The following is a 19,251-nucleotide window of genomic DNA, read 5'->3' on the forward strand; positions in this document are numbered from 1 at the left end:
ATTCGTTATCGAACTAAAGCATGGGTTAGTTCGATAACGTTTGACTGCTGCGGCAGTCTTTTTTTTTTTGCAAACTAGCAGAATAGTTTATTGAATTTAAAATATAGAAATTCTTTAATTTTCAAACACTGTGGGTATTTGAGGTTTATGGATGGCTTTTTATTTTATCTACGACGCATAGCCAATGTCTAGAAGGAACAGTTCATTATATAAAAAAGTACAATCTCGCGAATGGTGAGGAAGTTATCTGATATACTGTTCATAGAAACTTTTTTCTGAAAATTAAATTATTTAGGAGTTGATGATCGTGACCGTGAATGGATTAACCGAACAAACGATTTTTCAACAGAATGGGAATACGTTTCAAGCAGAAGGTCGGGACATCCGGATTCTTGCGAGGTACGAAGAACCGCTCGTTGTATTGCTAGGGAATGTACTTAGTGATGAAGAATGTGATGAATTGATTCGATTAGCTAAAGACCGCATGAAACGTTCTAAAATTGGGTCAACTCGAGAAGTAGACGCGATCCGAACAAGCAGTGGGATGTTTTTTGCAAACAATGAAAATGACCTCATTGTGAACATCGAAAAGAGGATAACAAAAATTATGAACGTGCCTGTTGAACATGGGGATGGCCTTCAAATTCTACAATACTTACCTGGTCAAGAATACAAAGCGCACACGGATTACTTTTTACCAACTAGTCAAGCTGCGAAGAATAACCGAATTAGTACAATTGTAATCTATTTAAATAATGTGGAACAAGGTGGGGAGACAGTTTTTCCTCAGCTGAAGCTTTCGGTGACACCGCAAAAAGGAACAGCAGTCTATTTCGAATATTTCTATGAAGATGACAACATAAACAAGTTAACCTTGCATGCTGGTGCACCAGTTATTACAGGGGAAAAATGGGTCGCTACACAGTGGATGAGAAGGCAAAAAACAAAGTAATAGGTCAAACGATTTAAAATAGGAAAAATAGAAAACTTATTAAACGTCTGTCTACTTTTTTTATTAAAAGTTCCCCCAACACATCCTTGAATTAAGTGGGAGCGAATAGACTATTCTACAAAGCAGAGGTAAAAAAAATCCCTAGAAGTGTTGAATAATCAACATTTCTAGGGATTTTGTATCGCTTCTTAAGAAGCGATATTATTAACGGTTGTAGAATTCAACGATAAGAGCTTCGTTGATTTCAGCTGGTAATTCAGAACGCTCTGGTAAGCGGTTGAAAGTACCTTCTAATTTGTCAGCGTTGAAAGTGATGTACTCAGGTACAAAGTTGTTAACTTCAACAGCTTCTTTAACTACAGCTAAGTTTTGTGATTTTTCACGTAAGCTGATAGTTTGGCCAATTTTCACGCGGAAAGAAGGGATGTCTACACGTTTACCATCAACTAAGATGTGACCGTGGTTAACTAATTGACGAGCAGCACGACGAGTACGAGCAAGACCCATACGGTAAACTACGTTGTCTAAACGAGTTTCTAATAAGATCATGAAGTTTTCACCGTGTTTACCAGTTAATTTACCAGCGATGTCGAATGTGCGACGGAATTGACGCTCATTAACTCCGAACATGTGACGAAGTTTTTGTTTCTCTTGTAATTGTAAACCGTATTCTGATAATTTTTTACGTTGGTTTGGTCCGTGTTGACCTGGTGCGTAAGGACGTTTTTCTAATTCCTTACCTGTTCCGCTTAATGAAATGCCTAAACGGCGAGATAATTTCCAAGTAGATCCTGTATAACGAGACATTGATGTCTCCTCCTTCAAGTTTTTATTTTGGAGTAAAATAAAAACGTTCGTGTAGCCCCAGTTTGTTTATTTTGCTTTCATGTATCCTCGCCCCAGCAGCCGGAGTTACGCGATGACACCTCTGTAAAGAGGAACAAAATAAATTTCAAGCCCGTGCTTACAACGCTGCGTTATTTTACACAAAGAATATTATATCTAGATTATGTTAATTAGTCAAGAATGCATTTATTTTTAAAGTAGAAATTATAATAGGAAAAAATTGAAAAATTTCTATGGAAACTTTACTTAAATAATGAGAATTTTTTGTCGGAATTATGAGAAAATGTCCAATTTTGTATAAAAATAGTTGTAGGAAAAACTTACTAATTGTTTTATAATGGGAATTGTAAAAATAGTTATATTAGTTCATTTCTTAAATTGTAAGTAGGTGATTTTGTATGAATCTCGATGAAAAAAGTAAAATATTGTATTTGAAATCGGAATTTTTTGATTTGATGGTAAGTCATGATAATTTTCAGCATCATTCAAAAGTATATAAGAAATATTCTAAATTAGTTTGTGATGTTTTAGGGTCAAGAGCTGTTACATTATACGGTAAAAATGGTAATGGAGAATCGCTTGAATCTTTAACTTATAATAGATTTTCTGAGGAAGAAGAACAATATGAAGTAACCTCGAATGTATCGATTGAAAAATTAAATATTGAATTCGACAGAGAGAGCAAATACAGAATAGTACACAATTTACATAATACTTTTTTGTATTTATGGTATTACGAAGAAAGTGATATCCACATTGTAGAATTTGATTTTACTGGCGCAGTGGACAAGCTGGAGCAATACAGTGAAAGCTTTTTAATAAACATCCACAAAGAAACTTTTGAGTTACGTGATCTATTGGTTAAAGTAGCGAGAACGGTTGAACAAGGTAAACAGTATTTACAGTTATCAAAAATTACTTCGAAACTACATTCATCATTTAATATCGAAAATGTTTTTTACGAAATTATCTCTTCATTAAAAACAGTCTACCCAAATTATGAATATCTACTTTTACTTACAAATCAAAGCGTAGAACCGTCACATATTGAAGTAAAACAGTTTTCACCAATGGATAAAGATGCAAATCCATATGCTATTCAGGCATATAGTGAAAATATTAATACATATGAAACGAATAGTGACTCTATTTATATGTATGCTCCAGTACATGGACAACAAGGTGTTTATGGAGTGCTTCAAATATGTAATAAGAATATCAATCGATTTACAGTCTCTGAACAAGAGTTCTTTACATTATTAGCTTCTAAAGCAGGAATTGCTTTAGAAAATGCGAAGCTTTATCAACAGGTTGAAGATAGTGCAAAACGAATTCAGTTTGTAAATGAAGTTGGCCAAAATTTAAATCAGAACCTTCATAGTTTAGAGCTTGTAAACTATTTAGTATTTAAGTTTCAAAATCGATTTGAATGTGAAGAATTTGCGATTGTGATTCTTCAAGAACATAATCAATTCAAAGTGTTAGATGGTAGTACAAGCTATTTTAACTCGGAAATCGCTAATTCGCTGATTGGACAAATTGTTGAGGATATAAAATTACATGATGGAACTTTATTAAAGGTAAATGCCACACAGGAAGAATGTTATGAACAATACCCTTTTAATTCCATTGTAGCTGTTAAAATTGAAACGACAGGATTAAAAGGTGTAGCAATCATGCTTCACCGAAATCCATTTAAATTTAAATACGATGATCGCACGTTGGTCCAAAATGTTATGGAGCCAACAAAATTAGCGCTTCGAAATACAATGCTACAAGAGAAATTGGAACAATTGGTTGCTACAGACCACTTAACTGATCTATTTTCTAGAGCGTATTTAGAAGAGCAAATTTGCAAGAGTATGCAAGAAGATTCTCAAGGTACATTAATACTATTGGATATAGATGATTTTAAGAAGATTAATGATACTTATGGCCATCAAATAGGCGATAATGTCTTAGTTCAAGTAGCTAATATCATTAAAGACGTAGTACGTTCTACTGATATCGCTGCAAGATGGGGTGGAGAAGAATTAGCTGCATACTTACCAAAAATCGGTATTGATACTGGAAAGAAAGTGGCTTCTAGAATTATTGAAGAAGTTGAAAAGATTTCTAGTCCGAGAGTAACGACTTCATGTGGTGTATCTGCATGGGGGAATGGTACTTATAATACTTCATCAATCGATAAATTATTTAAGAGTGCAGACGATGCTTTATACATCGCAAAAAATACAGGTAAAAATAAAGTTACAATTGCAAATTAAAAAGGAATCCAAAGATAGAACTTGTCTATTTTTGGGATTCCTTTTTTATTACTTAATGTTTCCTTCGATAATTTGAACAATTTCTTGTAAATATAGTTGATCAGTCTCATCGAAACGATTAAATTCGGGGCTATCGATATCTAATACTCCAATTACTTCACCATTATGGTAAAGAGGAATAACAATCTCTGAGTTAGATGCTGCATCACATGCGATATGTCCTGGAAAATCATGAACATTATCAATGCGCTGTACAGTTTTTGTTTGAGCTGATGTTCCACAAACGCCTTTTCCGAATGGAATGCGAACGCAAGCAGGAAGTCCCACAAATGGTCCTAATACTAATTCATCACGATCTCCATCTTTTAAATAAAAACCAACCCAATTTATATCATGTAAGAATTGATTTAAAAGTGCAGCTGTATTAGCTAAATTTGCAATTAAATTAAATTCATCATGCGTTAAAGCCTTCACTTGAGATGTAAGTGTCTTATATTGTTGCTCTTTCGTACCTGAATATTCGACTTTTTGAAACATATGTTGACCCCTTTCCCTATATCATTTGGAATATCATAGCATATTTCAAGAGATTACTGGTAATTTTGTCGACTATTTCATAAAGGATTTTAGTAGGTTTTCGCCAATGTTTTAAAAAAGGAAATTGTGTAGAAGTAGAGGTGACATGTATGGAGCAAGAAAAACTTGCAACTAAGAATAAAGTCATCGAGACGGCCCTTTCATTATTTAAAACCAATGGGTATCAAGGTACATCAGTGAGAGATATATCTAAAAAAGCCAATGTTAATATCGCAACAATTTCATACTATTTTAAAGGGAAACAAGGATTATTAGAGCACATAATTGTAGATTTTTTAGAAGGATACGTAGCGATCTTAAATAAATATAGTCTAGTTTTCGAATCTAAAAAAGCAGACTCTGTATTAATTGACCTAGTAGAAGAAGTTTTGAATTATAATTTTCATAAAAAAGAATATGCATCAATTTTTTATAGGGAATTAACACTGGATTCCGTATTTATCAGAGAAATTATGATGACTTATTTGGCAAGAGAGCGATATACATTTATTCAGATATATGATGCACTAAGATTAAATAATACAAACATTACTGTGCCTTTTTCAGTGTTCTTTGTTCAATTAAAATCTTTTCTATCAACACCATACTTATTTCCTAGTTATATGAATGAAGTACTATATATTCAACAGAATGATACTTATTTTTTTGACAGATATAAGGAATATGTGGAAAAGTGGATATTCTCCCTCTTAGGAATAGATACACATAATTTGACTGAATTAAAAATGTACTCTTAAATGATTCGCCTTTTTAATGTGAGTAATCACAAGGAAAGGCGATTTTCCTTGTTTAAAAATCATGTTTTTAGACAAGTTATTACAATATTTATTATAGTTTGATAAATATTTAAAAAAATTGAAAAAATAAGGTCAAAAATCAACTGTATCATGTTATGATAAACTATAAAGTCTAAGATGAAACGACTTAAAACATCAAAAAATGTCACGTAACGATAAATAGATTAGAAGGCAAGCAGAGGAGGTACACCTAGGAAATGACAATCCCAGTAATTTTAATTGTAATTTCTATTGTTATTGCTTTAATGATAATAGCCCTAACAATGCGCAACCGTTTATACAAAAGACTTGATGAGCTTGAGGCTTGGAGAATGCAGCTGATGAGTAAGCCGGTTACTGACGAGTTGTCAAAACTTAAGGGCTTAAATATGACCGGCCAAACAGAGGAGCTCTTTGAAAAGTGGAGAACTGATTGGGATGAATTAGTCACAACTGTGTTACCGAAAGTAACAGATTCGGTTTATGATATTGACGAAGCAATCAATAAGTATCATTTCATGAATGCAAAAAATACAATTGCTGAATTGGAAAATGTACTAAAAGAAGCAGAAACAAATATTGATACGATTTTAAGTGAAGTAAGTGAGTTAATAGGTAGTGAAGAACAAAATAATTCGGATATTGAACAATTAAACCAAGAATATCTAGAACAAAGAAAACTATTACTTACTCATCGTCACTTATATTCTATTGCAGAGACTCAGTTAGAGAAAAAGCTTGATGAAATAAAAAAAGAAATTCAATTGTTTAATGAAACAACAGAACAAGGCAATTATTTAGAAGCTAGAGAGTTAGTAAAAACGATTGTCGACAAAGTAAATACAATAAAAGCCCAAATGCAAATTATACCTGATTTGTATATTGAATCTTCAACGACAATGCCATCACAAATACATAATTTACTTGAAGGCTTAAAACAAATGAAAACTGATGGTTATTCACTTGAATATGAAGCGATTGAAAGTGAAGCAGCTGACTGCACAAAAATATGTAATGATTGTATTGAATTAATTAAGCAATTAAATATCACTGAAGCAAATGAAAAGCTTGAATCTGTTAAAGATAAAATTGATTCAATATATGATTTGTTAGAGCAAGAAGTTGAAAGTAAATATATTGTTGAGAAAGAAATTTGGTCAGCTCAAGAAGAAATCCATCGAATTCGTGAAGCGAATTTAAATACAAAAGAAGAGACTCAATTAGTTCAACAAATTTATGAGTTAAACGAAGAGGATACGCAAGCTCAAAAGCTTGTAGAAAAACAAGTAAGTATCATTACAAAGCGTTTTGAATTATTACAAATACGAGTGGCAGAGCAAGATCTTGCATTTTCAGTCATTCGTGGGGAACTTGATTTATTGAAACAACAAATGTCGGATGTGAAAGAATCACATGCAATGTATGTTGAAATGTTAAAGGCCCTTCGTAAAGATGAACTTCAAGCAAGAGATCAATTGATTGATATGAAGAGACTAATGTTAGAGGTCAAACGTCTTGTTCAAATTTCTAACTTACCAGGAATGCCTGTCTCATCATTAGAACAAATTCAAAAAGCTCAAGAAAGCATGCAAATTGTTTATCTAGAATTAGAGAAAAAGCCATTAAAAATGGGCAAGGTTTCTATTTTATTAGAAAAAGCATCTACTGCTGTTAATGATTGTTATAATGATACAAAGTTTATGATTGAACAAGGATATTTTGTAGAAAAAGTGATACAATATGGTAATCGCTATAGAAGTAAAAATGTACAAATTGCATCTGCAATGGACAAATCTGAACAACTTTTCAGGGAATTCCAATACAACGAAGCTCTTGAAGAAGCAGCTGCTTCTATTGAAAGTGTTGAACCAGGTGCAATTAATAAATTACAAGAAATACTAAATGAACAAAAGTACACACTACCCCTATAGATTAATTCTTAGGGGTTTCAGTCTGTTTTCGGCTATAATAAGGACTTAAGTGAGCAGCATGGAGGAACTGTGATGATTTATTTTGATAATAGTGCGACAACAAAACCATATAAAGAGGTATTAGAAACATACATGACTGTCTCAGAACAGTTTTTTGGAAATCCATCCTCTATTCATAAATTAGGTGGTAAGTCAGAACAATTACTATCTAAGGCAAGATTACAAGTTGCTGATCTTCTTTCTGTTCAACCGTCTGAGATTATCTTTACATCGGGTGGAACAGAAGGAAATAATTTAGCTATAAAAGGAACTGCGATGATGCATCGTTCTAGAGGGAAACATTTAATTACAACAGAAATAGAGCACCCTTCGATTTATGAAGCGTATAAGCAACTTGAAGGAATCGGTTTTGAAGTAACGTATTTGTCTCCTGATGAAGATGGATTTATTTCAGTTGAAAAAGTAGCAGCTGCTTTGAGAGAGAATACTATTTTAGTTTCAATTATTCATGTAAATAATGAAACTGGAGCTATTCAACCGATTCGTGAAATTGGACAATTCTTAAAGAAGTACCCAAAAATTTTCTTTCATGTAGATGCAGTGCAAGGAATTGGAAAGGTACCTTTATATATAAAGCAATCTGCAATTGACTTACTTTCTGTTTCAGGTCATAAATTTCATAGTGTAAAAGGAACAGGATTTTTATATGTTCGTGAAGGGGTCACATTATCTTCTATGATGACTGGTGGTTCACAAGAAAGAGAAATTCGATCTGGTACTGAGAATCTAGCAGGTATCGTTGCAATGGCAAGAGCATTAAGAATTACACTTGAGAAGCAAAAATCGAAAAGTGATGATTTATTAAAATTAAGAAATGAATTATTATATCATTTGGAGAAAATTGATGGTGCTGTCATTAACTCTCCATCTTCAAATTTTGCACCTCATATATTAAATATTTCTTTTGTAGGGTTAAAGCCTGAAGTAATTGTACATGCTCTATCTGAAGAAAATATTTATATTTCGACTAAATCTGCCTGCTCATCTAAGAATTATGAAATTAGTCGTGTGCTACAAAGCATGGGGAAAAGCGAACAGGTTGCTGGAAGTGCAATTAGAATAAGTCTTTCCTATGAGAACACAATCGAAGAAGTTAAGATGTTTAATGAAGTCATGAGTGAAGTAATTAAAAATTTATATAAAGTAACGAGGTAACAAAATGAATGTAGAATATATATTAATCCGTTATGGTGAAATGACAACAAAAGGAAAAAATAGAGGTCGTTTTACAAGCATTTTAAGAGAAAATGTCCGAAATCGATTGAAAAGTTTTGAAAACATTAAAATTACGGCTACTCGAGATCGTATGTATATTAAATTAAATGGTGAAGACCATGAAAAAGTTGCTGCTAGCTTGAAACAAGTTTTTGGTATTCACACGTTTAGTTATGCTCGAAAAGTCGAAACAGAATTGGAAGCAATTAAAAAAGGTGCATTACAAGCAATTGAGGAACTAGGCGATACTGTAAAAACATTTAAAGTGAATGCTCAACGAAGCTATAAACAGTTCCCATTAAACACACCTCAATTAAATCGTGAACTAGGTGGCTATATTTTGCAAAATACAGAGCACCTGACAGTAGACGTTCATAATCCAGATGTTGCCGTAAGAGTGGAAGTACGTGATGATGCAACTTATATCACTTGTGGTGAAGAATATGGAGCAGGTGGCTATCCAGTAGGTGTTGGCGGAAAAGTAATGCTTCTTTTATCTGGTGGAATTGATAGTCCAGTTGCAGCTTATATGCTTTTAAAGAGAGGCGTTTCAATTGAGGCAATTCATTTTGAAAGTCCACCATTTACTAGTGATCGTGCTAAACAAAAAGTTACGGATCTTGCTAGTACGTTAACAAGATATTGTAAGAGAGTAACGCTTCATGTCATACCATTTACAGAAGTTCAAAAAGCAATTCACAAAGAAATGCCTGCTAGCTATACAATGACAATTATGAGACGTATCATGTTACAAATTGCAGAAAAAGTTTCAGTAGAACGAAAAGCACTTGCTTTAGCGACTGGAGAGAGCTTAGGACAAGTTGCGAGCCAAACGCTAGATAGTATGCATACAATTAATGAGGTAACAAACTATCCAGTTTTACGCCCATTACTTGCAATGGATAAATTAGAAATCATGGATATTGCTAAAAAAATTGATACGTATGATATTAGTATTAGACCGTATGAGGATTGCTGTACGATCTTTACACCTGCTAATCCAACTACAAAACCAAAGCGTGAAAAAGTGGCGCGTTTTGAAAGCCGCTTTGACTTTACTGATTTAATAAATGAAGCAGTAGCTTCTAAAGAAACACTTATTTTTGAAAATGAAATGATTCGAAAACAGTTTAATTCCGTAGAAGAACAGGTTGATATAGACGCCTTATTATAAATTACTAAAAATTTCCAGAAAATATATGTATGAAGATATGTGTTTTATCACACTCTATACTCACAAGGAGGTGACAACACATGTCAAATAGAAATTCAAGTAGTAATCAATTAGTTGTAGATGGTGCGCAAGCTGCTTTAGATCAAATGAAGTATGAAATTGCTTCTGAGTTTGGCGTACAACTTGGCCCTGATGCAACTTCTCGTGCGAATGGTTCTGTTGGTGGTGAAATCACAAAGCGTTTAGTACAAATGGCTGAACAAAGCCTTGGTGGATATTCTCGATAATACTTTTTAAATATCTATGGATTAAGGGGTAGGGTCAAACCTACCTCTTTTCTATTTGTTCAATGTCAGAGGACGAGGCTCAAGTCGTCACGCCCCATGGAAAGCGAAGTACCTGGAATGGAAATCAACACTTATTTTTAATAGAGCCAAAATTTAAGTAGAATGAAACGTATGGGAGAAACGGGTTTTTGATTGTGAAGTTTGCTATAATAATGGTTAATGAAAATTAAAGGAGCAAATTGATCATGTCAGTATTAGAAAATGAATTAATTAAAATTACCTCTAAACCTGAAGGTGCAGAATTGACGAGTATCGAATCGAAAAAAGATGGAATTCAATTTCTGTGGAATGCGAATCCTTCATTCTGGGGGAGACATGCTCCAGTCCTATTTCCAAATGTGGGTAAATTGATTAACAACCAATATAAGATTAATGAAAAAACATATGAATTAACTCAACATGGCTTTGCACGTGATATGGTATTTAACGTGATAAAAGAAGAGCAAGATGAGATTACTTATGAGTTAATTAGTAATAGTGAGAGCTTATTAAAATATCCTTTTAAATTTTCTTTAAAAATAAGATATCGAATTGAAGGTTCATCGATATATGTTACATATGAAGTGACAAATAACGATGTAGTTTCAATGCCATTTTCAATCGGTGCCCATCCTGCATTTAATGTACCTTTATTGGAAAATGAATCTTTTGAAGACTATTACATTCAATTTGAAGAAAATGAAAAGATTGAGACAATCAAATTAGAAGGGGCATACCGAAATGGAAAGAGAGAATTGATCGCAGACAAGACGAATGTTCTTCCATTAACTCGTGAGCTTTTTAAAGATGATGCATTAATTCTTGAAAAATTAAACAAGAATTCAATTTCAATTCATTCAAAAAATCATTCAAGTTATGTAAAGGTAGATTTTGAGGGCTTTCCGTACGTAGGAATATGGACAACGAAAACTGCTCCTTTTGTATGTATTGAACCTTGGTATGGTATTGCAGATGAGGCTGGCCCGGTGAAAGAAATGAAAAATCGTTTAGGTGTAAATAGTATTGAACCAAATGAAAGCTTCACATGTACATATAGTATTACGATAGGTATGAAGTGAAATGAGTAAATTAAAAACCATCTTTATAGGTGGTTTTTTTATTTGTTTAAATTTTCTGAATAAAAGAAGGTTTTATGCATATTATTAACGAAATGTTTAATTATTCTAATTTGGACAGCTACTAAATATAAATTAGTAATCGTGTAAAAGGGGGAGTTTCCATATGAATGGAATCAATTTAGTTGCTCCGAAAGTATATAATCTTGTATGGGAGATTGAAAAATTTGCGACAACAAGTAAGGTAGCTTTAAAATGGGTAAATTCGAATGGTGAAACTCATTCGATTACTTATAAAGATTTATATAATAAGGTTCATCAATATGCATTTTCATTTAAGAACAATGGGATTGAAAAAGGGGACAAACTCTTTGTAATGATGCCTAGATGCGTAGAGACATACGCTGTTTATTTAGCAATTTTAAAAATTGGTTGTGTAATCGTTCCAGGCTCAGAAATGCTAACGATTAAAGATATTCAGTATCGAATTGACCATAGTGATGTAAAAGGGATTGTAGCCCATAATCAGTATTTAGATACTTTTAGTAGCTTTGCTAAGAGTGGAAATTATAAATTATTTACGATTAACGAACAAACTGGTGTATGGAACTCCTTAAACGATCAAGCCATTATTGGGGCTCATGTTTTAACGGTCGAAACTAAAAGTGATGACTTAGCTTTTATATCCTATACGTCAGGAACAACTGGAAACCCAAAGGGTGTAGTACATACTCATAGTTGGGGATATGCACATATTCGTACAATTGCTTCAAGTTGGTTAGATGTAACAGAAGATGATGTTGTGTGGGCAACAGCGGGTCCAGGGTGGCAAAAGTGGATTTGGAGTCCATTTCTAGCTACGTTAGGAAGCGGGGCGACAGGTTTCTTTTACGAGGGTAAATTTGATCCTGAAACATTTTTAACTTTATTAAATAAACATAACATCACTGTATTTTGTAGTACACCGACGGAGTATCGTTTCATGGCAAAAGCTGAGAATTTAGACCAATTCAAATTACCTTCTTTACGAAGCGCTGTTTCCGCAGGGGAGCCTTTAAACCAAGAAGTTATTCATACATTTAAAAAATACTTTCAGGTTGATGTAAGAGATGGTTATGGCCAAACAGAAAATACATTATTAATTGGAACATTAAAGGACATAAAAGCCAAAGTGGGTTCAATGGGGGTTCCAACTCCAGGGAATTTAGTTGAAATTGTTGATGACGATGGTAATCTGGTAGGGACGAATACGGTTGGCAATATTGCCGTTCATATCAATTCTCCTGCCTTATTTAAACATTATTATAATGATGCGAGTAGAACAAACGCTCAAATAAGAGGAAACTATTATATTACAGGTGATCGGGCTAAAAAGGATGAAGACGGATACTATTGGTTTGATGGTCGGAGTGACGATATTATTATCAGTGCAGGCTATACAATTGGTCCATTTGAAATAGAAGATGCTCTCGTTCAACATAAAATGGTTAAGGAATGCGCTGTTGTAGCAAGTCCTGATCCACTGCGGGGTAATGTTGTAAAAGCGTTTGTTGTATTAACTGAGAACTCTTCTAACGGTGATGAGCTAATCATCGAATTACAAGAGCATGTGAAAAAAGTAACTGCACCGTATAAGTATCCTAGAAAAATTGAATTTGTTCATGAATTACCAAAAACAACTTCTGGGAAAATAAGAAGAGTTGAGTTGCGTGCTAGGGAACAAATGCCAGAATCGAAATAAATTGATACCTATGTTAAAATGAGGGAAAATTCCCTCTTTTTTATTTGGCTCTTTTTAAGTTAAAGGCTCTGTTAAATTTAATTGTTGATATTTTACTAAAGACATTTTCGAAAAAGAACTTATAGAATTTCTAGTATAGAATATTTTAAGAAATTGATTGGAGTGAAAGGTGCGAGACTCCTATGGGAGTAGCGGGAAGGGTGAGACCCCGGACAAGTAAGGTAGGCATGCTAAAAACACGACGTCCTGTCGTAATGCATGCATGATCCACATCGTGTGGACCCATGAGGCTCATCTAACGCCCCATGGAAAGAGAGCATCCTGAAACGGAAATCAACATTCTTTTTTACAGAGCTAAGTTAAAATAGACTCTAAACACTGAAAAAGCGGAATGAAAAAATATAAAGAAGTAAAGAAAATAGCATAATTTTTAGAATGGACGGTGTTCTAATTGAAAAAGCTTTGGTTTAATGGACTATTTTATACGATGGCAAGTGAAGGAGAGACGCTTGAAGCAATTTGTACTGAAGACGGAAAAATAGTGAAAACAGGTTCATACAATGATTTATTAACTTGGTTAGCTGATGAGGCTGCCGAGATAATTGATTGTAAAGGAAAAGTAGGACTGCCAGGTTTTATCGATAGTCACCTACATTTAATTGGCCATGGTGAAGCGATGAATCGTGTTGACCTATCAAATTGTTCATCATATCATGAGATGCTTCTAAAAATGAATTCCGCAGTAAAAGATGCCAAGCCTAATGAATGGATCATTGGGGAAGGATGGAATGAAAATGATTGGGCAAATCAAGTAGATTTTTCGATTATTGATTTGGATGAGCTATCAAGCGAAAACCCACTCGTTTTAAAAAGAACTTGTAGACATGTTTATTTTGTTAATTCAATTGCACTTGATGAAGCTGGAATCAATCAGCAAACTGAGATTGAAGGCGGACAGGTTGGAGTTGCAATAGATGGGAGATTAAATGGGCTACTATATGATGAAGCAGTTAATTTAATTATAAAAGCAATGCCAGCACCGGATGATCTTTATTTATCAAAAGCAATTACAACAGCTGTGAAGGATTGCCATCGCCATGGTATCGTCGCTTGTGTAACAGAGGATTTATCATATTATGGCAATGCAAACCTAGTTGTTGATTTATATGAACAATTATTAGAAGAACTTTCCTTCCATACGCATGTCCTAATACATCATACAACTCTTGATGATGTGAAGTTGCGATTACATAGTGGCAATGAAAATGTTTCCTTTGGTGGAGTGAAAGCATTTATAGATGGCTCTTTTGGTGGGAGAACAGCTCTTTTAGCAGAGCCATATGATGATGATCACAATACAAATGGGTTACAAGTCACTGCACCAATTAAGCTGGAATCAATTACGAAAAAAGCAAGAGAAGCAGGTCTACCAGTGGCTTTTCATATGATTGGTGATTTAGCAGTAAAACAAGCAATTGATGTGGTTACAAAATATCCGAATAATTTAGAACTACCAGATCGTTTTATCCATTGTGAATTATTGTCAAAGCAATTGATTGAAGAACTGAAGAAACTACATATTGTGATTGATGTTCAAACATCATTTTTATATGGAGACTATCCATGGCTAATCGAGAGAATAGGAGAAGAGCGGAATAAAAATGCTTTCCTTATTAAGGCTCTCTTAGATGAAAAAATACCAATTGCAAATGGATCTGATACTCCAATCGATACAATTAACCCATGGCAAGGTGTATATTCGGCAGTAACTCGAAAAGCGAAAGACGGTTTGACATACAATGAATCAGAAGCAATTAGTCTATTTGAGGCAATAAAATTATATACAGTTAGCAGTGCTAAATCATTTGGACAAGACCATCAAAGAGGATTAATAAAAGAAGGATATAACGCTGATTTTATATTATTTGAAGAAGACCCATTTCAAGTGAATCCAGATGATTTATTAACATTAGCATGTAGTGAAACAATCAGTCGTGGAAAAGTAGTATTTTCCAGAAACTAGTGATTTATATTTTCTTATCAAAGAATGGTGAGTTTTTTACCATTCTTTTTGTTTATGGAAAAGTCTGATTGCCCATACTGATACAAAAAAGGGTGGTTTCTTGCTGTACTTTTATTCCTTCTTAATATTAATTGCAATCGTAATTGTAATGTTAATCCTATTGATTCTTTTCATTGATCTACGAGTAATGAGTCATACCATTTATACAAATCAAGAACGAATTATGATTGTAAAAATTTCTATATTAAAAAATTTATTGAGATATAAATTTATTGTTCCGTTAAAACCAAATGAAGTGAAAGAAGAGTTTGAGCATTTGGAGAAAAAAAGAGATATTTCTATCCTACAACAAATTGATTTTTTCATAAATTTATATTCAAATGCGCATACTATCATTATTCGTTTTTTACAATCAGTGCAAATATATAATGTTAATTACCATGTCCACTTTGGTGTTGGAAATTCAGCTTTAACAGGGGTATCTATTGGTACAGCTTACAGTATGATCGGCATAGTAGAGAATATTTTAGAACGATTTACGATTTTACATAAGCCACCAAATATAGATATTACACCTAATTATTATGCAACAACACTTGAGGCGAATGGGAAAATTCGTTTTTCATTTTCAATTAGAAAAGCAGTTTATACTGGCTTTTTAGTATTTTTGGCTTATAGGAAGACAAGAAAAGAATTTCAAGTTACACATCCATTTGAATCTATTTCGAGGTGATTAATAATGAGTCAACATCCAATCGGTGATTTAATGCATGCAGCGATGGAAAATTTATCTGCAATGATTAACGTGAATACAATAATCGGTGATCCAATCTCCACACCTGATGGAAGTATTATTTTAACAGTTTCAAAAGTAGGTGTAGGTTTTGCTGCTGGAGGAAGTGAGTTTAGAAACTATCATCTAGTTGATGGTGTTAAACAAACCGAAACTAGAAGTCCACATCCATTTGGAGGAGGAACTGGTGGTGGAGCATCAATCACGCCAATTGCTTTCTTGATTGTAAACAAGCATGGAGTAAAACTTTTACACTTAGATCAGAACACACATTTAATTGAAAAATTAATGGATTTAACACCACAAGCATTAGAAAAAGTGAAGAGTTATATGAAGAAAAAAGAAGATTCAATTGATGAAGAAGATGGCTACGATTCAGAATTAGATTAAATATAAATTTTGAGTAAAGTTAATTGCATTCATGCATTCCTTCCAGTAAGATAAATGTTGTGAACATTTTGTAATTTTTGGGAGGAATAATCATGGCATCTGTAACATTCAAAAACAATCCAGTAACATTAATTGGTTCTGAAGTAAAAGTAGGAGAAAAAGCTCCAAACTTTACTGTATTAGCTAATGACCTAAGCCCAGTAACTTTAGAAACTTCGGCTGGAAAAGTTCGTTTAATTAGTGTAGTACCATCAGTAGACACTGGTGTATGTGATGCACAAACTCGTCGTTTTAACGAAGAAGCAACTAACATTGGAAATGTTGAAGTATTAACTATTTCTATGGACTTACCATTCGCACAAAAAAGATGGTGTGCAGCTAGCGGATTAGAAAATGTACATACTTTCTCAGATCACCGTGATGCTTCTTTTGGTGAAGCTTATGGTGTATTAATGCAAGAATTACGTCTACTTGCTCGTGCAGTATTCGTAGTAGATTCAAATGACGTAGTAACTTATGTAGAATACGTAAGTGAAGGTACAAGCCATCCAAACTACGAAGCAGCAATCGAAGCTGTTAAAGCAGCTAAATAATTAAAACTCTATATTGAGTAATCAAAAGCTGTCGAGTCATACTCGGCAGTTTTTTTGTTATATTGAAGAATTGATAGTTGGTTGGAAATAAACGTTTGTGAAATTAAAAGAAAAAATGCCTACTAATAGAAAGCGTTAGTTGGCATTTTTATGGGTTTCTCTTTTTAATTAGAGAAGGTTATTCTATTCTTTTTACACGAATTTATTTACCAAGTGCACTAGATTTTGTTGTACATCTTTCCATAGCGGCGATAATTGATGAGCGGAATCCTTGTTTTTCTAACTCAGCAATTGCTTCAATTGTTGCTCCACCAGGCGTACATACTTGGTCTTTTAATTCGCCTGGATGTAATTCAGTTTCAAGTACCATCTTAGCAGCGCCAAGTACTGCTTGGGCAGCCAGATTATAAGCTTGTTTACGTGGGATTCCTTGTAAAACGGCGCCATCTGCTAGTGCTTCAATCATTAAATACACATAAGCAGGTGAGGATCCACTAACTGCCGGGATTGCATCCATTAAATTTTCGTTTACAATTTCGCATTTTCCGAAGCTATTAAAAATAGCCATAACTTCATTAAGTTCTGAATCTGTAACGATTTTATTATGGCAAAGCGCACTCATGCCTTCTCTTACTAATGATGGGGTATTTGGCATTGTACGAATAATTTTTACTTCCTTACCAAAAGATTTTTCTACCCCTTCTAAAGTAATACCTGCTGCAATTGTGATAATAACCGTGTGATTTGAAATGCTATCCTTAATTTCATCAATGATTGTTGGATACAAATCTGGTTTGACAGCTAAGAATAAATAATCGACTTTTGTAGCTAATTCCACATTGTTTTGTAATGTTTGAATCTCATATAAAGCTTTTACTTTTAAAAGTGTTTCATTCGATTTAGCACTTACAATTATGTTATTTCTTTCAATTAGATTGGAGTCAATTAACCCGCCGATCATCGCTTGGGCCATCTTCCCGCATCCTATAAAACCTATTTTCTTATCCATTTCGTCACATCCATTATTAAGTAATAAATTGAATTATACAATAGGGCCTAATTTTTACCAAATAATAGTTTATTAAAAAATTTTAATATTATCTTCCCGTTTACATCATTTTTTTTGTAAAATAGAATTTGCAGGTGATATTGAAGCTTCATAAGGGGGGAATTATGAAACATACATGTATACAGCATAAAGACAAAAATACGATCCAATTAATCCAAGAATTTATTCAAACTTATGGTGGTTCCTCGCAAACACATTTAGGATTTCTTGGGGATAAGGATATTTTTGTTACAAAAAATAAAAAGGCTGCATTTCTCTATCGAAAAAATAAAGACAAATTTGTTGTTTTAGGAGACGCACTTGGCGAAAATTCTATAGAAGCATTACTTGAATTTGAACAATATGCCAGGAGCATGAAATGTGTGCCGTGTTTTTATCAAATAAATGAAAATATGAAAGAAGTATATATAAAAGCGGGATATAGCTTATTTAAATTAGGCGAAGAAGCCGTTGTGGAGTTAGAACAATATGAAATAACAGGGAAAAAAGGTGCGAAGCTTCGTACGAAAAGAAATAGATTAATTCGTCAAGGCTTTGAATTTGAAGTTTCAACGCCAGAACATGATGAATATTTCCTTGAGAATTTAAAAAAAGTATCAGATGAATGGTTAAATGGAAGAGAAGAACTATCGTTTTCTGTCAGTTCTTTTCACTATGATTATGTTTCAAACTTTCCTGTTGCAAGTTTAAAAAATAGTGATGGAGAAATCATTGCATTTGCAACCTTAGCAATTGAAGGTGACATCATTTCTATTGATTTAATGAGACATAAAAGAGATATGCCGTACGGAGCAATGGATATGCTATTTATTTCAATCCTATTTTGGGCTAAAGAAAAAGGATTTGTTAAGTGTAGTTTAGGAATGGCACCTTTAGCGAATGTAGGAATTGATTCCAATGCTACTTTATATGAAAAATCAGCCAAATTAGTATTTAAATACGGTAATTCGATTTATAATTTTAAAGGGTTACTAACATATAAAAGTAAGTTTGCAAATTGTTGGGAACCAAAGTATTTAGCATATAAACCTTACACATTTATTATGGTAGTAAATACTTTGTATAAAATTGTGCACGGAAAAAAATCATTCGATTCAATCATTAAATTTAAAAAACCTGTCTTAAAAAAAGCAAAAATAAGTTAATTGAGTAAAGACCTTGATCTAGTTCAAGGTCTTCTTTATTTTTTAAACTCATCTCTCATACATTGTTGTTTTAGTATGCGTTAGTTGATTACAACTCCAGGTTGCTCCCTTTCCGTGGGGCGTAGATCTGAGCCTCCTGGGTCCACACGACGTGGATCATGCATGCGTTACGACAGGACGTCGTAGTTTTAGCATGCCTACCTTACTTGGCCTATGGGGTCTCAGCCTTCCCGCATCTCCCACAGGAGTCTCGCACCTTCCGTTGAAATCAACTTCT

Annotated in this window: 17 protein-coding genes; 14 read left to right on the plus strand and 3 right to left on the minus strand. The window is 33.5% G+C overall.

The features are described from left to right. Nucleotides 1-301 precede the first annotated feature (301 nt). On the plus strand, nt 302-952 hold the full coding sequence (locus CAB05_RS18710) for a 2OG-Fe(II) oxygenase (RefSeq protein ID WP_088002782.1): 651 nt from the start codon (nt 302-304) through the stop codon (nt 950-952). Between the two features lie 204 nt (nt 953-1,156). Here the strand turns inward: CAB05_RS18710 and rpsD are convergent, their stop codons facing one another. Continuing rightward, entirely contained in the window at nt 1,157-1,759 is a 603-nt protein-coding gene (rpsD, locus tag CAB05_RS18715) for a 30S ribosomal protein S4 (RefSeq protein WP_056472146.1), read from the minus strand. 437 nt (nt 1,760-2,196) lie between these two features. Between rpsD and CAB05_RS18720 the strand changes: the two genes are divergently transcribed. After that, on the plus strand, nt 2,197-4,065 hold the full coding sequence (locus CAB05_RS18720) for a sensor domain-containing diguanylate cyclase (RefSeq protein ID WP_088002785.1): 1,869 nt from the start codon (nt 2,197-2,199) through the stop codon (nt 4,063-4,065). Nucleotides 4,066-4,113: 48 nt separating this feature from the next. On the opposite strand, the gene msrC is transcribed toward CAB05_RS18720, so the two are convergent. Continuing rightward, on the minus strand, nt 4,114-4,602 hold the full coding sequence (gene msrC / locus CAB05_RS18725; protein ID WP_088002788.1) for a free L-methionine (R)-S-oxide reductase MsrC: 489 nt from the start codon (nt 4,600-4,602) through the stop codon (nt 4,114-4,116). 149 nt (nt 4,603-4,751) lie between these two features. On the opposite strand from msrC, the gene refZ reads away from it, so the two are divergent. The 11 genes from refZ (at nt 4,752) to tpx (ending at nt 16,760) form a co-directional block, all read left to right on the plus strand. Further along, a complete protein-coding gene (gene refZ / locus CAB05_RS18730) occupies nt 4,752-5,399 on the plus strand; it encodes a forespore capture DNA-binding protein RefZ (protein ID WP_088002791.1) in 648 nt (215 codons plus the stop codon). A 257-nt stretch (nt 5,400-5,656) separates the two neighbouring features. Further along, a complete protein-coding gene (gene ezrA, locus CAB05_RS18735; protein WP_088002794.1) occupies nt 5,657-7,369 on the plus strand; it encodes a septation ring formation regulator EzrA in 1,713 nt (570 codons plus the stop codon). A gap of 72 nt (nt 7,370-7,441) precedes the next feature. Then, nucleotides 7,442-8,584 (plus strand): cysteine desulfurase family protein, encoded by a 1,143-nt coding sequence (locus tag CAB05_RS18740; RefSeq protein ID WP_088002797.1) that lies wholly within the window; start codon nt 7,442-7,444, stop codon nt 8,582-8,584. Nucleotides 8,585-8,588: 4 nt separating this feature from the next. Next, nucleotides 8,589-9,818 (plus strand): tRNA uracil 4-sulfurtransferase ThiI, encoded by a 1,230-nt coding sequence (gene thiI, locus CAB05_RS18745; protein ID WP_088002800.1) that lies wholly within the window; start codon nt 8,589-8,591, stop codon nt 9,816-9,818. Nucleotides 9,819-9,898: 80 nt separating this feature from the next. Further along, on the plus strand, nt 9,899-10,105 hold the full coding sequence (locus CAB05_RS18750; RefSeq protein ID WP_088002803.1) for an alpha/beta-type small acid-soluble spore protein: 207 nt from the start codon (nt 9,899-9,901) through the stop codon (nt 10,103-10,105). Nucleotides 10,106-10,347: 242 nt separating this feature from the next. After that, nucleotides 10,348-11,223, plus strand: coding sequence for an aldose 1-epimerase family protein (locus CAB05_RS18755; protein WP_088003025.1), 876 nt, complete (start codon nt 10,348-10,350; stop codon nt 11,221-11,223). 163 nt (nt 11,224-11,386) lie between these two features. Further along, complete coding sequence (gene mbcS, locus CAB05_RS18760) at nt 11,387-12,961, plus strand: acyl-CoA synthetase MbcS (RefSeq protein WP_174567302.1); 1,575 nt, start codon at nt 11,387-11,389, stop codon at nt 12,959-12,961. A 451-nt stretch (nt 12,962-13,412) separates the two neighbouring features. Then, nucleotides 13,413-14,984, plus strand: a complete 1,572-nt coding sequence (locus tag CAB05_RS18765; RefSeq protein ID WP_088002805.1) for an amidohydrolase — start codon at nt 13,413-13,415, stop codon at nt 14,982-14,984. Between the two features lie 187 nt (nt 14,985-15,171). Then, nucleotides 15,172-15,717, plus strand: coding sequence for a DUF2953 domain-containing protein (locus CAB05_RS18770; RefSeq protein ID WP_217348570.1), 546 nt, complete (start codon nt 15,172-15,174; stop codon nt 15,715-15,717). A 6-nt stretch (nt 15,718-15,723) separates the two neighbouring features. Continuing rightward, nucleotides 15,724-16,167: a GerW family sporulation protein gene (ytfJ, locus tag CAB05_RS18775; protein WP_088002812.1), complete on the plus strand. Its 444-nt coding sequence runs from the start codon at nt 15,724-15,726 to the stop codon at nt 16,165-16,167. A 92-nt stretch (nt 16,168-16,259) separates the two neighbouring features. Beyond that, complete coding sequence (tpx, locus tag CAB05_RS18780) at nt 16,260-16,760, plus strand: thiol peroxidase (protein WP_088002816.1); 501 nt, start codon at nt 16,260-16,262, stop codon at nt 16,758-16,760. A 202-nt stretch (nt 16,761-16,962) separates the two neighbouring features. Here the strand turns inward: tpx and proC are convergent, their stop codons facing one another. Further along, complete coding sequence (proC, locus tag CAB05_RS18785) at nt 16,963-17,769, minus strand: pyrroline-5-carboxylate reductase (protein WP_088002819.1); 807 nt, start codon at nt 17,767-17,769, stop codon at nt 16,963-16,965. Nucleotides 17,770-17,933: 164 nt separating this feature from the next. Between proC and CAB05_RS18790 the strand changes: the two genes are divergently transcribed. Further along, nucleotides 17,934-18,974 carry a phosphatidylglycerol lysyltransferase domain-containing protein gene (locus CAB05_RS18790; protein ID WP_088002822.1) on the plus strand — a complete coding sequence of 347 codons (1,041 nt, stop codon included), beginning with the start codon at nt 17,934-17,936 and terminating at the stop codon, nt 18,972-18,974. Nucleotides 18,975-19,251 lie beyond the last annotated feature (277 nt).

The organism is Gottfriedia solisilvae, from assembly GCF_002128405.1.
Lineage (GTDB): Bacteria > Bacillota > Bacilli > Bacillales > Bacillaceae_G > Gottfriedia > Gottfriedia solisilvae.

Coding starts and splice junctions, on each gene's coding strand:
- mbcS (WP_174567302.1), top strand. CDS start 11,387: ATGAATGGAATCAATTTAGTTGCTCCGAAAGTATATAATCTTGTATGG.
- CAB05_RS18740 (WP_088002797.1), top strand. CDS start 7,442: ATGATTTATTTTGATAATAGTGCGACAACAAAACCATATAAAGAGGTA.
- ezrA (WP_088002794.1), top strand. CDS start 5,657: ATGACAATCCCAGTAATTTTAATTGTAATTTCTATTGTTATTGCTTTA.
- tpx (WP_088002816.1), top strand. CDS start 16,260: ATGGCATCTGTAACATTCAAAAACAATCCAGTAACATTAATTGGTTCT.
- proC (WP_088002819.1), bottom strand. CDS start 17,769: ATGGATAAGAAAATAGGTTTTATAGGATGCGGGAAGATGGCCCAAGCG.
- CAB05_RS18710 (WP_088002782.1), top strand. CDS start 302: ATGATCGTGACCGTGAATGGATTAACCGAACAAACGATTTTTCAACAG.
- thiI (WP_088002800.1), top strand. CDS start 8,589: ATGAATGTAGAATATATATTAATCCGTTATGGTGAAATGACAACAAAA.
- CAB05_RS18790 (WP_088002822.1), top strand. CDS start 17,934: ATGAAACATACATGTATACAGCATAAAGACAAAAATACGATCCAATTA.
- CAB05_RS18750 (WP_088002803.1), top strand. CDS start 9,899: ATGTCAAATAGAAATTCAAGTAGTAATCAATTAGTTGTAGATGGTGCG.
- refZ (WP_088002791.1), top strand. CDS start 4,752: ATGGAGCAAGAAAAACTTGCAACTAAGAATAAAGTCATCGAGACGGCC.
- ytfJ (WP_088002812.1), top strand. CDS start 15,724: ATGAGTCAACATCCAATCGGTGATTTAATGCATGCAGCGATGGAAAAT.
- rpsD (WP_056472146.1), bottom strand. CDS start 1,759: ATGTCTCGTTATACAGGATCTACTTGGAAATTATCTCGCCGTTTAGGC.
- CAB05_RS18720 (WP_088002785.1), top strand. CDS start 2,197: ATGAATCTCGATGAAAAAAGTAAAATATTGTATTTGAAATCGGAATTT.
- msrC (WP_088002788.1), bottom strand. CDS start 4,602: ATGTTTCAAAAAGTCGAATATTCAGGTACGAAAGAGCAACAATATAAG.
- CAB05_RS18770 (WP_217348570.1), top strand. CDS start 15,172: ATGAGTCATACCATTTATACAAATCAAGAACGAATTATGATTGTAAAA.